The 14,984-nt window shown below is 32.1% G+C and carries 15 protein-coding genes; 5 read left to right on the top strand and 10 right to left on the bottom strand.

All coding sequences use genetic code 11. The annotated features are described in order from the left end of the window. Window position 1 precedes the first annotated feature (1 nt). Entirely contained in the window at window positions 2–1,072 is a 1,071-nt protein-coding gene (gene corA, locus RMO70_RS12420; RefSeq protein WP_310556756.1) for a magnesium/cobalt transporter CorA, read from the top strand. A 271-nt stretch (window positions 1,073–1,343) separates the two neighbouring features. Next, window positions 1,344–2,051 (top strand): DUF4386 domain-containing protein, encoded by a 708-nt coding sequence (locus tag RMO70_RS12415; RefSeq protein WP_310556755.1) that lies wholly within the window; start codon window positions 1,344–1,346, stop codon window positions 2,049–2,051. Window positions 2,052–2,058: 7 nt separating this feature from the next. Here RMO70_RS12415 and RMO70_RS12410 read toward each other — a convergent pair whose 3' ends face one another. From RMO70_RS12410 to fumC, 8 genes are all read right to left on the bottom strand, one after another. Next, entirely contained in the window at window positions 2,059–3,348 is a 1,290-nt protein-coding gene (locus RMO70_RS12410; protein ID WP_310556754.1) for a DASH family cryptochrome, read from the bottom strand. Between the two features lie 115 nt (window positions 3,349–3,463). Then, complete coding sequence (locus RMO70_RS12405) at window positions 3,464–4,996, bottom strand: cryptochrome/photolyase family protein (protein ID WP_310556753.1); 1,533 nt, start codon at window positions 4,994–4,996, stop codon at window positions 3,464–3,466. A gap of 62 nt (window positions 4,997–5,058) precedes the next feature. After that, window positions 5,059–5,205, bottom strand: coding sequence for a DUF2256 domain-containing protein (locus RMO70_RS12400; RefSeq protein ID WP_409025086.1), 147 nt, complete (start codon window positions 5,203–5,205; stop codon window positions 5,059–5,061). Continuing rightward, window positions 5,174–6,679: a deoxyribodipyrimidine photo-lyase gene (locus tag RMO70_RS12395; RefSeq protein WP_310556752.1), complete on the bottom strand. Its 1,506-nt coding sequence runs from the start codon at window positions 6,677–6,679 to the stop codon at window positions 5,174–5,176. The genes RMO70_RS12400 and RMO70_RS12395 overlap by 32 nt, the downstream gene beginning before the upstream one ends. 2 nt (window positions 6,680–6,681) lie before the next feature. After that, window positions 6,682–7,320, bottom strand: a complete 639-nt coding sequence (locus RMO70_RS12390) for a flavin reductase (RefSeq protein ID WP_310556751.1) — start codon at window positions 7,318–7,320, stop codon at window positions 6,682–6,684. A gap of 54 nt (window positions 7,321–7,374) precedes the next feature. Further along, entirely contained in the window at window positions 7,375–7,794 is a 420-nt protein-coding gene (locus tag RMO70_RS12385; RefSeq protein ID WP_310556750.1) for a DUF2452 domain-containing protein, read from the bottom strand. Between the two features lie 22 nt (window positions 7,795–7,816). Further along, entirely contained in the window at window positions 7,817–8,119 is a 303-nt protein-coding gene (locus RMO70_RS12380) for a TIGR03643 family protein (protein WP_310556749.1), read from the bottom strand. A 121-nt stretch (window positions 8,120–8,240) separates the two neighbouring features. Then, complete coding sequence (fumC, locus tag RMO70_RS12375; protein WP_310556748.1) at window positions 8,241–9,638, bottom strand: class II fumarate hydratase; 1,398 nt, start codon at window positions 9,636–9,638, stop codon at window positions 8,241–8,243. A gap of 241 nt (window positions 9,639–9,879) precedes the next feature. On the opposite strand from fumC, the gene RMO70_RS12370 reads away from it, so the two are divergent. Next, window positions 9,880–10,050 carry a hypothetical protein gene (locus RMO70_RS12370; protein WP_310556747.1) on the top strand — a complete coding sequence of 57 codons (171 nt, stop codon included), beginning with the start codon at window positions 9,880–9,882 and terminating at the stop codon, window positions 10,048–10,050. 49 nt (window positions 10,051–10,099) lie between these two features. On the opposite strand, the gene RMO70_RS12365 is transcribed toward RMO70_RS12370, so the two are convergent. Beyond that, entirely contained in the window at window positions 10,100–12,547 is a 2,448-nt protein-coding gene (locus RMO70_RS12365; protein WP_310556746.1) for an outer membrane beta-barrel family protein, read from the bottom strand. Between the two features lie 75 nt (window positions 12,548–12,622). Beyond that, on the bottom strand, window positions 12,623–12,964 hold the full coding sequence (arsC, locus tag RMO70_RS12360; protein ID WP_310556745.1) for an arsenate reductase (glutaredoxin): 342 nt from the start codon (window positions 12,962–12,964) through the stop codon (window positions 12,623–12,625). 55 nt (window positions 12,965–13,019) lie between these two features. Between arsC and RMO70_RS12355 the strand changes: the two genes are divergently transcribed. Beyond that, a complete protein-coding gene (locus tag RMO70_RS12355) occupies window positions 13,020–13,931 on the top strand; it encodes a type II CAAX endopeptidase family protein (protein ID WP_310556744.1) in 912 nt (303 codons plus the stop codon). A 2-nt stretch (window positions 13,932–13,933) separates the two neighbouring features. Then, entirely contained in the window at window positions 13,934–14,983 is a 1,050-nt protein-coding gene (locus RMO70_RS12350; protein WP_310556743.1) for an AMP-binding protein, read from the top strand. Window position 14,984 lies beyond the last annotated feature (1 nt).

Here is a 14,984-nt window from a genome sequence, read left to right as displayed (position 1 = left end):
TTTGAGAAAAATAAAATACAAAGCAGGTAAGAAAGTACAACCAACCTATCTGGAATACACTGGAATACACAAAAACATTCAAACCGATATACAACTTTTTGTTTATGATAATGAAAATTTGGTTGAATGTCAAGATTTTAATCATAAAGAATTAAAAAATAATATTGATTTTAATAAAATCAATTGGCTAAATCTACACGGATTAAATAACACTATTGTCATCAAAGAGATTGGAGATTTTCTTGAAATTGATAATTTTATGCTTGGTGATATTTTAAACACTACCAAAAGAACCAAAATTGACGAATACCACGACGTTTTCTTTTTTAATATCAAATCACTGTTACCTGTCGAGAATACAGACAATATTCATGTAGAGCAAATTAGTTTTATCTTAAAAAAAGGAATTTTAGTATCTTTTCAAGAAAAAAAGAGTGATTTCTTTACCCACATACGGGAGCGAATTAGAACCCATTCCGGTATTGTTCGCACCAAAAAAGCCGATTATTTATTGTATCTTTTATTAGATGCCATAATGGAAAATTTTTATATCACCATTGAAAACGAAGAAGATAAAGTAGAGTTTTTGATTAATTTATCTAAGACAAATGCTAAACCTACTACTTTAGAGCAAATTGAAAAACACAGAGATAATTTTAATTTTCTCAAGCGTTCTATAATACCACTTCGAGATTCGTTGTACTCCATAAAATCAATGAAAGAAGACAACGTTTTTAATGCTATTGAAATGGAAAATTATAGTTTTTTTGATCGATTGCATCAAAAATCATTAGAACTTTTGGAACAAATTGAATACGATATGACCACTCTTGATAGTGCTTCTAGTTTCTATTTTTCGGCACAAAGTCATAAAATGAATGAGGTAATGAAAACCCTTACCGTAGTTTCCGTTTTTTTTATGCCGCTTACTTTTATTGTAGGTGTTTACGGAATGAACTTTGATAATATGCCCGAATTGCACTGGAAATATGGTTATTTTATCATTCTAGGTTGTATGGTTACGTTATTGCTTGGAATGATTATTTATTTTAAGAAGAAAAAGTGGTATTAGATTTAAATAATGATTTCAATATACAAATATACTAGGCGTATTTGTTATCAAGAGTTAACCTAATAATAAGTGTAGTTTTTTTTTAATTCATTCTTTTGTAACAAATTAGAGTATGAATCGTCATACTAAATGAGTTTGTGTTTTTTATCAATACCTAGTTTTTTTAGAAAAAAAAATGTTTATTTGGATCCAATTGGGTTCATCATATAAATAGTGGTTTTGAAATCAAAAACACATTGAGACAATACGTATCAATCATTATCAAATCAAAATGAAACTAAAAAAAACAGCAAGACTAGCAGGGTTAATTTATTTTATTCTTATAATAAGTGGAATATTTAACCTTATGTACATTCCTTCAAAGCTAATTGTTTGGAATAATGCAGTAAAAACAATTGAAAATATAACTCAATCTGAGCAGTTATTTCGATTTGGTATTTTAAGCGGTATAATTTGTTTTAGTTGTTTTTTAATATTGCCATTGATTTTATATAAATTGCTTCATCATATAAATAAAACTTATGCAATGCTTATGGTTTTGTTTGCTGTAGTTAGCGTGCCTATTTCTTTCGTAACAATGCTTCATCATTTTTCTGTATTGACTTTAATAGGTAATGAACCTTTCTTAGAGGGCTTAGATAAGGTTCAATTGCAAACTGAAATTATGTTACATCTTAGTTACTTTTTTGATGGTGTTCAAATTGCACAAATATTCTGGGGACTTTGGTTACTTCCTTTTGGATATCTCGTTTTTAAGTCTAATTTTTTACCTAAATTTTTTGGCATTTTTTTAATGATTGGCTGTTTTGGCTACTTAATCGAATTTTTTGGAAGTTTACTTTTTAATGATTACAGTAAAAATATAATTTCAGATTTTGTAGGTATACCAGCTTCTATAGGAGAAATAGGGATTTGTTTATGGCTTTTGATTGTGGGTGTTAGAGAAAAAAATACTGAGAAAAGTGATATAGAAATTTGATTTTTTGTTACTTCAACCACAAATCTCTATAAACCTTACTTTTATCATAATCACTAGCCTGTTTTTCAATATTAAAATATCGATGTCCTCTTGGATCGTTGCCAACACCAGCTAAATAAGCCCAATTTCCCCAATTACTGCAAACATCATAATCAATTAATTGTTCTTCAAAATAGGCAGCACCCAATCGCCAATCCATATTGAGTTCATTGCAAAAATAACTGGCTACATTTTGTCTTCCTCGATTACTCATAAAACCAGTTAGTTTCAATTCGAGCATATTGGCATTGATAAAATCAGAAGGCGTTTTTCCATTTATCCATTGTGAGAGTAATTTTTCATTCAATGATTTTGAGTTTTTCTTTTCCGATTTAATTCCAGAATACAAGAAAAACTTGGTTTGGTGTTTTTTGAACATAAACCGAAAAAAATCACGCCACAACAATTCAAAAATTAACCAATAAGTGGAATCATTAGCGCTAAATTGTGATTCATATTTTTTTATTTCGCTATAAATAAATCGTGGTGAAATACAACCCAAAGCCAACCAAGCAGAAAATTTTGAGGAATAATCTGCACCAACCATTCCGTTTCTTGTTTCTTTATAAATGGAAAGACATTTAGTTTCAAAAAAATAATGATTCAATCGTTCTAAAGCTAATGTTTCTCCACCTTTAAATTGTATAGCAGCTCGAGAATCAATTTCTGTAAATTTTAAACCAAGCTCTTGCAATGTGGGTAATTTCATTTCGACAATTACTGGCGAATTTACTTTTGTTGGTTTTTTAAAAACGGCTCTAATAGTAGCATCTTGTTCAGTTTTCTTTCTGAAATTCGTAAACACATCTGGAATGTCTTTTATTGAAAACGGCAAATCTTGAGCGTGATACAAAGTGCTTGTGCTGAAAGTTTCTAGTTCACAACGCAATTTATATAGTTCTTCTAAAACTAATTTCTCTGTTTGTTTTTCCTCAAATGTAACTTCTCTTTTTGCAAATACTTTTTGGGCTTTATACTCTTGTACAATTTTTGGGATTTCAATTTCAGGTTTCCCTTTTACAACTACTAATCCGGAACCTAATTTTCTCAAAGAGGCATCTAAATCTTGTAGAGATTCTAATAAAAACTGCGTTCTGAAACTTCCCGTTTTTTTAAATCCGTATTTGGTAGTTTTGTAATGCGAATCATCAAAACAATATACGAATATAACTTTTTCGCTTTGTGCAATGGCTTTTACAATGGTTTCGTTATCGTGCAATCGCAAATCTGTTTTGAACCAAACAATGGATGTTTTCATTTTTTAATTTGTCTTAAAGTCATAAAGGCGAAAGTCTTAATGTCAGTTGGAAAGTAATGAATAAAATCTCTTTTTCGTTTCGGGCTTTATACGTTTGACTTTCTGACATTCGACATCATAATTCATTTATATTTTTCAAATAATATTCGGCTTGTAACAACAGTTCGGCTTTATGTTCGGGTTGCATTCTGCGCCAAACATTGTACATCATTCCAATTCGTGGATTTTTACCTAACTTATCTTCATTTTTGTCATAAAAATTCCAGTATAAACTATTAAAAGGACACGCTTTATCTCCAGTTTTAATTGCTTTTTTGTAAAAACACGAACCACAATAATGACTCATTTTATCAATATACGAAGCCGAACTTACATACGGTTTTGTACCCACAATACCACCATCTGCAAACTGGCTCATACCACGAGTATTAGTAATTTCAACCCATTCAATGGCATCAATATAAATTCCGAGATACCAAGCATCTACTTCATCGGGATGGATTCCTGCCAAAAGTGCAAAATTCCCTGTAATCATCAACCGCTGAATATGATGTGCATAAGCGTAATCTAATGATTGATTGATGGCATCTTTCAGGCAATTCATTTTGGTTTTTCCTGTCCAAAACCAATCAGGTAACATTTCTTTATGGTTAAAATAATTCATCGTGGCATAGTCAGGCATTTTATTCCAATAAATGCCTCGCATGTATTCACGCCAGCCAATTATTTGACGTACAAATCCTTCTAGCTGATTGTATTCTATTTCTTGTTGACGATTTTCCCATTCTTGAATTACTCGATTGATAACTTCCAAAGGTGAAATTAATTTGCAATTCATTGAGAAGGAAAGACGAGCATGATATAATGACCATTCGTTGGGCGTCATAGCATCTTGATAACTTCCAAAAAGAGCCAAACATTCTGTAGCAAAAAAATCTAGCAATTCGAGAGATTGTTTTCTGTTGATGGGCCAAACAAAATTTTTAGCCTCAATAGTTCCAATAGTTTTGATATTGGTTTTCTGAATTTCGGCAACAATTTGGGAAACATCATTATTAAAAACCAATGGTGGTGTTGGTTTATGATTTTTTGGCAATTTTTTTCTATTTTCGCCATCATAATTCCATTTTCCAGTTAAAGGTTTGTCGCCTTGCATCAAAATAGTATGTTTTTTTCGCATCATGTGATAGAAACTTTCCATCAGAAATGTTTTTTTACCTTTAAAAAAATCACCCAATTCATTTCTAGTACTCATAAAATGTTCCGAATCGACAACTGAAGTTGAAATGGTAAGCGTTTGGCAAAAATTTTTCAACAGTTCGTCTAGTCGGTATTCGTCAGGCAATTGATATTCAAAATTAGTAAACTTATGGTTGTCAATTAAATGTTGACAGTTTTTATCGAAAGATTGCAAATTGTTTTCATCATTCAAATGAAAATAAATAACATTGTGATTTTTCAATTTCAAATCGTTAGCAAATTCTTGCATTGCCGAGAAGAAACCTACAATTTTCTGAATGTGATGTGTGGCATAATCCGTTTCGGAGCGAATTTCCATCATCACATAAGTAACCGAATCATCTCTGGTTTGAAACCAAGAGTGATTTATATTTAATTGATCGCCGAGAATTAATTTTAGAGTTTTCATTTTTTTGTTTAGTCTTAATGTTATTAAGCTCTTAAAGTCTATAAAGCAAAAGCTTTTTGACTTTATACATTCGACTTATTTATTCTACATTTATCACTACAATATTTTACTTCGTCCCAAACTTTTTCCCATTTTTTGCGCCAAGTGAAAGGTTTTTTGCAAACAATGCAAACTTTGCTAGGTAAGTTTTGTTTTTTTATTCCTCGCATTTAATGGTTTATTTGGATTCGTTATGTGTTTGTTTAAAATTCGTTTTCCTTCTTCCTTTACTTCCTCTTTCTTACGGAAACTCCATACAATATCGCTGGCATATTTTCGAGTTTCTTCAATATTTACAATGGGTGCTGGATAATCTTTTCCTATTTCGCAATTATAAAATTGTTGTTCAATAGGATTCATTTTCCAAGGTTCGTGTAGTAATGAAATTGGAATTTCAGACAACTCAGGCAACCATTGTTTGATAAAGACCCCTTCCGAATCGTGCTCTTCGGAGTTTTTAATTGGACTATAAATCCGTATCGTGTTAATACCTGTTGTTCCCGATTGCATTTGCAGTTGCGGATAATGAATTCCGGGTTCATAATCTAGAAACTGCCGAGCCAAAAAATGCAATTCGCGCCAATCCTGCCATAAATTAAAAGTGAAAAAAGAAACGACCATAGCTCGCATTCTGAAATTGATATAACCAGTTGCTACTACACATCGCATACACGCATCGACTATAGGAATTCCTGTTTTTCCTTCTTGCCACGCTTTGATGTAGGCTTCGTTTTTTGGTTTAACCAAAACATCATAAGCACGATTCACATTTTCAAATTCCATTCGACATTCGTCTTCAAATTTTTGAATAAAATGACAATGCCAATGCAATCGAGAAACAAAATTGAGGATGGCTCGTTTATTCTTCGACGCTTCATAATGCTGATTGGTATATTGATAAATTGCTCGCATACTGATGTTTCCGTAGGTTAAATAAGGAGACAATCGGCTACAACCTTTTCGACTCAAAGCTGGTTTTGAAATGTGTTTGCTGTAATTAACATAGCGAGTTTTGACAAAACTATCCAGATAGCGCCAAGCTAGATTTTCGCCACCTTGCTGGAAATTTTTGTTAGGAGTGGTAATTTCTATGTTTAAGGACTCTCCTTTTATAGCATCATAAAATTCAGCATCTAAGCTTTGAATATTTAATATTTTGATGTCGATCTGTTTCGGATTTGCTCGCATTACATTTTCCCATCGTTTGTCCCAATCGGTTCTTGATTTTAATTTTCGAATTACGCCGTGCATTTGAAATTCTTTCCAAATAATATTATTTTTATTAAAAAATTTATGAATTTCTATATCTCTATCGAAGGTAACTTTGTTTCCAATTTCTTGATGTGAAAAAACATTTTTCACCTCGAAATTTTTTACTATTTCTGAAAAAACAGGTTGTACTTCGTTATGAAAAAAAAATAATTTTGAGTTTGAAACTTCTAATTTTTGCTGTAAATCTTGAATCGATTCGTAAATAAATCGCCAATGTCGAACATCAGAATCATCATAATTCATAACGGATGGTTCAAAACAATAAAGCAATAAAACAGGTAAATTTTGTTGTGAAGCATAAAAAAGTGGCTCATGATCTGTAAAACGCAAATCACGTTTGAACCAAACAATATTTATAGCTTCTTTAGTCAATTTTATAGTAATGAAGTGATTGTTTTATTAGGTTTTGCATAACTTAAACGATCAAGTTGTACAGTTTTGTGATAACTATCTAGTCCAGAACAAGTGATGGTTTGCGCTTTTTCTAAATCTAGAAAGCCATCTTCACGAAAGCAATTTTCGGGAAAATATACGTCTTTTACTTCGCCAATAATAAGCACAGTATTATTAATAGTAATGTCTATTTTTTCTTTAAATTTCATAGCCAATTGCACATGGCTTTCAGATACAAAAGGTGCAAAAAATGAAGATTTATATTCAGGATTTAAACCTGTTACATCAAATTCTGATATTTCTCGGTCGTATCGAGCTGAGGTTTGGTGTGCTTGTTTGTATATATTTTCGTTAATGTGATTTATGGTATAAAACCCAGTTTCTAGTATGTTTTCTAATGTATGACGCTCCACAACTCCTGGCCGAAAAAGCATCCCAAACAATGGCGGATTACTCCCAATATGAACTAGAGAATCGATAATTGCCAAGTTAGTTTGATTTAATTTATTTTGTGTTCCAATAAGGCAAACGCTTTTGAATCCACTCAAACTATTAGCAAAATGAACCCTTTCTTGCTTTTCCATATTCATTATCGCTTCAAAAGAAATGTGCTTTTTCATTATAATTTTAATATTATATAGGATTGGTATTTTTTTTATTTTAAAGGTATTATTTTAAAAAAAAGAGTTGTCTTTTTGGTTTAATACTATCCACTTTTTATCACTATTTAGTTTAAAAGTGCCGATGTGTTCTTTATTCCATTCCTGGGGAGAAATCAAGGATAGAAAATTGATTCCATCATCACCAGTATACAAATGATAAATTTCACCAATAACAGGTTCAAATGAAAATTTCGCACTATAAACTAATTCGTTCCACTCGTATTCGTTCATTAAATTTTGGTATTGAATTTTGAGTTCGTTGAACTTGTTCTCAAATTCTTTATTGACATTATGAATACCTCTTGATTTCCAAGAAACTAGATCGTCAATTTTAATTACTGGTGCGCCAACACTCGTTGCGTAGGGCAACATACTTGCGTTATATCCTTTTACTTCAGAAAAAACTATATTGTCAGGTTTCTCTTTTTCCATTTTTTAACTTAAATAAATTGTATTATCGTTTCGATATTTTATTATTAGAAATAGCACGTTGCAGTTTGCATTTGAATCGGTCGATGCCTTCCGTTCGTTTTGCACTATGTTTGGTTTTGCAATTTTCAACTCTTTTTCTCCAGAGTTTGTAGCTGCTGAACTTGAGTTCTTTTTTCATTAAGGCTTTGACATCAGCTTCAGCCAAGCCAAACTGAAATTTTATGGCATCAAAAGGTGTGCGATCTTCCCACGCCATTTCAATAATTCGATCAATTGCTATTTCTGATAGTTCGGTATTTTGAGGCGGAGCAATTGGAGATTTCAAATTATTTATTTTGTTTAAGTTAATTAAAATAAAGTTAAACAAATGTACTACATTAAATAGTATTACACAAAAAAACCTCTAACAATTTGTTAGAGGTTTCACTTTTTTATGCAGTTTTAAATTATTTTAAGCTTCCTACCATTTCCTCTGGTTTTACCCAAGCATCAAAATCTTCGGCAGTAACATACCCCAAACGAATAGATTCTTCTTTTAAAGTGGTTCCGTTTTTGTGAGCTGTTTGTGCAATTTCGGCTGCTTTGTAATAGCCAATTTTTGTGTTCAAAGCCGTTACCAACATCAACGAATTGTTTACCAATTCTTCAATGCGTTTGTAGTTAGGTTCAATACCTTGTGCGCAATGTTCGTCAAACGACATACATGCATCACCTAATAATCGAGCCGATTGCAAGAAATTTGCCGCCATAAGTGGTTTGAAAACATTCAATTCGTAATGTCCTTGCATTCCACCAACTGAAATGGCTACATCGTTGCCCATTACTTGTGCGCAAACCATTGTTAGCGCTTCGCATTGTGTTGGGTTTACTTTTCCAGGCATTATGGACGAACCAGGTTCGTTTTCAGGAATTAAAATTTCTCCAATTCCTGAGCGTGGGCCAGAAGCTAACATACGAACATCGTTTGCAATTTTATTTAAAGAAACCGCAAGCTGTTTCAAAGCGCCGTGGGTTTCCACAATAGCATCGTGAGCTGCTAAAGCTTCAAACTTGTTTGGTGCTGTTACAAATGGGTGACCTGTAAATTTTGCAATATATTCAGCAACTTTTATATCATATCCTGCTGGTGTGTTGAGTCCAGTACCTACCGCCGTTCCACCAAGTGCTACTTCGGATAAGTGTGAAAGTGTATTTTTAATGGCTTTGATTCCGTAGTTTAATTGAGCTACATAACCTGAAATTTCTTGTCCTAATGTTAATGGTGTGGCATCCATAAGGTGAGTACGACCAATTTTTACAACCTTATTGTATTCTAAAGCTTTTGCGTGCAATGTATCACGAAGTTTTTCGACACCTGGAATGGTGATTTCGACAACGGCTTTGTAGGCTGCAATGTGCATTCCTGTTGGATAAGTATCATTTGAAGATTGCGATTTGTTGACATCATCATTGGCTTTGATGAATTGTTCGCCTTCGCCAATTTTGTATCCTGCAAGAACTTGCGCTCTGTTAGCAACTACTTCGTTGACATTCATATTACTTTGTGTTCCTGAACCTGTTTGCCAAATTACAAGTGGAAACTCATCGTCTAGTTTCCCTGCTAATATTTCGTCGCAAACGGCTGCTATGGCATCACGTTTTTCGATTGGGAGTGCTCCTAAATCGCAATTAGCAAAAGCGGCTGCTTTTTTGAGATAGGCAAATCCTTCGATAATTTCTTTGGGCATTGAGGCTGATGGACCTATTTTAAAATTGTTTCGAGAACGCTCTGTTTGCGCACCCCAATATTTGTTTGCAGGGACTTGTACTTCACCCATTGTGTCTTTTTCAATTCTGAATTCCATTTTTGATGCTGTTTATTTATTGATTAGGTTATGTGTTTATTTGCTTTCTAGCCCAGATGTAAACGGCATCCTTTTTGTTTTTTCTTTAAAAACAAAAAGATAGAGTGTACAGCTGGAAATAGCTCCAAAAATAATCATTCTATGGAGTTTAAAAAAATCTATTAAAATAAATTTTAAAAATTATTGGTTAAGAAGAAATTTACATTTACTTTTGTTGTATATTTAATAATTACGAAACATTATGGTAGAATTTCCACAATATTTAGGCTTTATACTTTTCTTAACCGTTTTAACTATTGGTTTTTGGTTGTTATTTTTCTTGGTTGCTTTTGTTCAGTACTGGATTGGAGGCGCGCTATGGGAAATGTTTAAAGAATGGAGAGCAAAAAAACTTGCTGAATCTAACGGATAATTGGATTTGAAATAAATAAGAAAAGGCTTCGTAATTGAAGCCTTTTTTGTTATCCCATAAATTCGTCTCCGTTTTCTGGACGTGGTTTTTGTTCTCTATCAGTTTTCTTTTTGTTGAATCTATAAGTGAATGATAGTGTGAATTGGCGAACGCTTCGTTGCATTTCGCTGTAGGAATTTAAGCTCGGGAGGTTTAAATCGCGTATCATTTTTCGGGTATTGAATACATCAGAGATATTAAATGCGATGGTTCCCATATCTTTTAGAACATCTTTGCTAAAGGCTATGTTTGCGCTGGCTACTCCTACATTTAATCCTTGAGCATATCGCAACGGTGCATTGTAGTTAATATTAGTTTGCCAATCGATTTTGTATGGCAATGAGATTTTTGAGGACAATCGTGAGGTCCATGAAGTGGTATTGTTATCAAAATTCTGGGTCACTACTTGATTCAAGTTGTTTGTATAGGTGAATTCACCATCAGTTGTGTTTTTAAATACATTTAGATTGGTATTGAGTTTCCACCATTTTTTGAAATTGTAGTTTAAGTTTAATTCAAATCCTAATTTATCGTCTGTGGATATATTGAATGGTTTGTTGACTATAATTTGGTCGTTTCTAAATCGTACTACTTGAAACGCATTTTCGGTGTGATTGATATATAGTGAGGAACTTACCGTTAATTTTTCCCATTTCTTTAAGAAACCAATATCATAAGCATCACTTAGTGGTGGATTTAAGTCTGGATTTCCTTCAAAAATGTTAGTATCACTAGAATACGAATTGAATGGATTTATAAAACGATCTCTTGGTCTGGTGATTCGTTTGCTATAATTGAGCGATATACTGGTGTTTTTTGCTATTTCGTAGGTTAGAAATGCACTTGGAAAAAAGTTATCGTATTTTTTGGTGTTGAACTTATTGATTTTGGCTTGGTTGACTTCAATATATGAATTTTCGTAACGAAGTCCAAACAGGTAGGAGAATTTATTTATTTTTGAACCAAATTGAGCGTATGCTGCATTTACATTTTCGACGTATTCTAATGTTCCTGTGAAGGCTGAAATGTCTGACAAAACGTTAGTGTTTAAGTCTTTTCGTTGCACTTGATAATCCGCGAAAAGGTTGATATAATTCCCTCTAAATCCTGCTTCAATTTGTGATTTTTCGCTCAGTGGTAGCACATAGTCGAGTTGAATTAAATTTCGATTTTGTTTGTCTTTTTTACGTGTTGTTTCAAACGATATTGGCGCTCCAGATTCTCTATACTTTCCATCAATTTCAGAATTTTCTTTGTCTTTATTTAATCCAAAGGCACCATCGATGGTTAGTTTATGACCATCTTTTTTAAATTTTTTAATAAAATTGGTAGTAAACTCGACATTTTCTCCAAACGATTGTAAGTTGTTAAATCGGTTTCTTGAATTTGTAAATTCATTATTTTGGTTGAAATTGAAAACATTTACATCTTCAAGACTGCTTCCATTATTTTGTCTGTAGTTTATTGCATTTGTCCAAGTAGTCGATTTGTCTATAAATAATTCTATTCCAAAATTTATATTTGCAACCTCACTGCGACGGTTGTTCAATCTTCTTTCTTTTAATGCGGAATTTAAAAGTCCGTTAGTATCAAATTCTTCTTGATTGATGAGTGTTCTACCTGGGTTGAGGCGTTTGTTTAATCCTATTGTGGTAAAAAGATTAAATTGTTCACTTTTAAGATTCAAGTTTCCAGATATTCCGGAGTTTTCTGGTTCCCCAGCTGAAACAATAAATGTTCCGTTGAGTCCTTGATTTTTTCCTTTTTTTAGTATGATGTTTAAAATTCCACCACCACCTTCGGCATCGTATCTAGCAGATGGATTGGTTACTACCTCTACCTTGTCTATGGCATCAGCAGGAATGAGTCGTAAGGCATCGTTTACGTTTATGGCATTTGATGGTTTTCCGTCGATTAAAACACGAACATTTTCATTACCACGAAGAGTAATAGCACCTTCTGAATCTACTGCGACTGATGGAATATTGTCTAGAACATCACTAACAGTTCCTCCTTTTACAATAATATCCTTACCTACACTGTATACTTTTTTATCAAGTTTTATATCGATTGCTGTTTTTTCGACTCGAATTTCGACTGCATCAAGTTGTTGAGAATCATCTTCAAGATAAATAGTACCTAGATTGGTTTCTGCTGTTATGCTTTTTTCTTTAATTTCAGTTGTTTTGAATGATATGAATTCAAATTTCACATTGTATTTCCCTGGCTGTACTTCAATAGAGAAATTTCCTTTAGCATCAGTAACACCTCCTGAAACCACTTGATTTGAATTGAATCCAATAAATGAAATAGTTGCGTATTCTAATGGTAAAGCACTCGATTTTTCTATGATTTTACCTGAGACTTTAACCTTTGTATTTTCTTTTTTTTCTTGAGCAGATAGTGTTGTAAAACATAATAAGGCAAATACTGAAACGACTTTTTTTACTGAAAACATAAATAGAATTTTAAAATTCAAAAATACTATTTAGAAAACCCCATCCCTCCCAAAGTATTGTTAAATAAGCATAAATTATAAAATTTCATTTATTTTTTCGGTTGGTCTAGCAATAATTGCCTTGTTTCCGCTAATAATAATTGGTCTTTCGATTAAATTTGGGTGTTCTATCATTGCCTGAATAATTTCATTTTCGGATAGCTTTTTGGTTTTGTATTTTTCGATCCAAATCGCTTCTTTTTTCCTAACCAATTCAATAGCAGGGATGTTCAATTTTTGAAGTATTGTTTTCAATTCGTCTGCTGTTGGAATATTTTTGATGTAATTAACTATTTCAAATTCAATATTAGAATTTTCAAGAAAACAAACTCCATCTCTTGATTTTGAACAGCGCGAATTATGGTATATTGTAATCATTTTTTAATATATTTGGAATTGTAAAATTAATACTAATTAAACTAAAATTAAGAATATGTTTATAGAACAAATTAAAAATAAAAATTTTAATCATATATTATATTTACTCGTAATTGTTGGGTTTCTAGGATTTATGGTCTTAAATTATATCTTATCGTTAGATGTAAACACTAATGATATGATTGACCTAATGATTACACAAGTTGGAATCAATGCAACTTTTGTAATTATAATTATGCCTTTATCAATGATGTGTTTGGGTTTATTGTTTTGGGTCAAAATTGTACACCGACAAAGTCTTTTGTCACTCACAACTGCGAGATCAAAAATGGACTGGAGTCGTGTATTTTTTTCATTTGGAATTTGGGCAATTTTTACCATATTAATTACATTAATTAGTTATTTTACAGAACCTGAAAGTTTTGTCATCAATTTTAAACCAGTGCCATTTTTTATATTTTTAGGTTTAGCAATAGTTCTAGTACCGCTTCAAACTAGTTTTGAGGAATATTTTTTCAGAGGATATATGATGCAATACTTAGGAGTGGTTTCAAACAGTCGATTGGTTCCTTTTCTGACAACGTCTATATTATTTGGAGCGATGCATTTTGCCAATCCAGAAGTTGAGAAAATGGGATACATTACAATGGTATATTATATTGGAACTGGATTTTTTCTAGGTATTTTGACTCTTATGGATGATGGTCTTGAATTGTCGTTGGGGTTTCACGCAGCGAATAATTTGATAGGAGCTTTATTAGTTACATCTGATTGGACGGTGTTTCAAACCAATTCTATATTGAAAGATATTTCCGAACCAACTGCTGGTTTTGATATTGTTTTACCTGTGATTCTAATTTATCCAATTCTTTTGTTTATTTTTAGTAAAAAATACAATTGGACCAATTGGAAAGAAAAGCTAACAGGAAAGCTTCAAATATCAGAAGAAAATAATATAACTATTTAATTATGCTAAATCCAAATTATTTATCCGTTCACAATAAATTTAAACTCAATGGTTTTCATTTTAATGCTGAGGATTTGTGTCGTGTTGCCTATAGTTTTATCAAAGAAGGCGAGGATTTTGAAAAACATGTTGGAGATTTTATACTCGACTGGTTTAACGAGAAATCTTATATAGAAATAGCAACTTCAGGCACAACAGGTAATCCCAAAATAATAAAGGTCGAAAAGCAAGCTATGGTTAATTCCGCTATTGCAACAGGTAATTTTTTTGATTTAATGCCCGGAAACAGTGCTTTAAACTGTTTGCCAGTAAAATATATTGCAGGAAAAATGATGTTTGTTCGTGCCTTTATTTTGGGTCTTGATATGGACTTTATAGCTCCAAAATCTACACCATTAAAAAGGAATGATAAGAATTACGACTTTGTAGCGATGGTTCCGCTTCAAGCAGAAAATTCATTATCACAAATGAATCAAATTAAAAAGTTAATTGTTGGTGGAGTTAGAATGAGCTCCGCTTTAATAAACAATTTAAAAAAATCCAAAACAGAAGTATATGAAACCTACAGTATGACTGAAACAGTTACGCATATTGCTGCCAAAAAAATAGGTGAAAAGGCATTTTCTGTTTTTCCAAATATTGAAGTTTCACAAGATAATAGAAACTGTTTAGTGATATCAGCTCCAAATTTAAATGTAGATAAAATAGTCACAAATGATGTGGTAGAAATGGTTTCAGCAAATCAATTCATTTGGTTGGGTCGACAAGATAATATTATTAATAGTGGCGGTATCAAATTGATTCCAGAACAAATTGAAACTAAATTATCTAGTAAAATTAATAAAAGATTTTTTGTTGCGGGTGTTCCAGATGATACTTTAGGAGAAAAATTAGTCCTTTTTATAGAAGGAAACAAATATGTGTTAGAAGCCTCAATTTTTGATGAATTAGACAAATATGAAAAACCGAAAGAGATTAAATTTATTTCAAACTTTCCAGAAACTGAAACTGGAAAAGTAAAAAGAAATGAAATTGTCAGCTCTTTATTATAAA

This window comes from Flavobacterium sp. (assembly GCF_031422135.1).
Classification (GTDB): Bacteria; Bacteroidota; Bacteroidia; order Flavobacteriales; family Flavobacteriaceae; genus Flavobacterium.
Note: the sequence above shows the minus strand (reverse complement) of the source record. Positions and strands in the feature narration are given on the sequence as shown.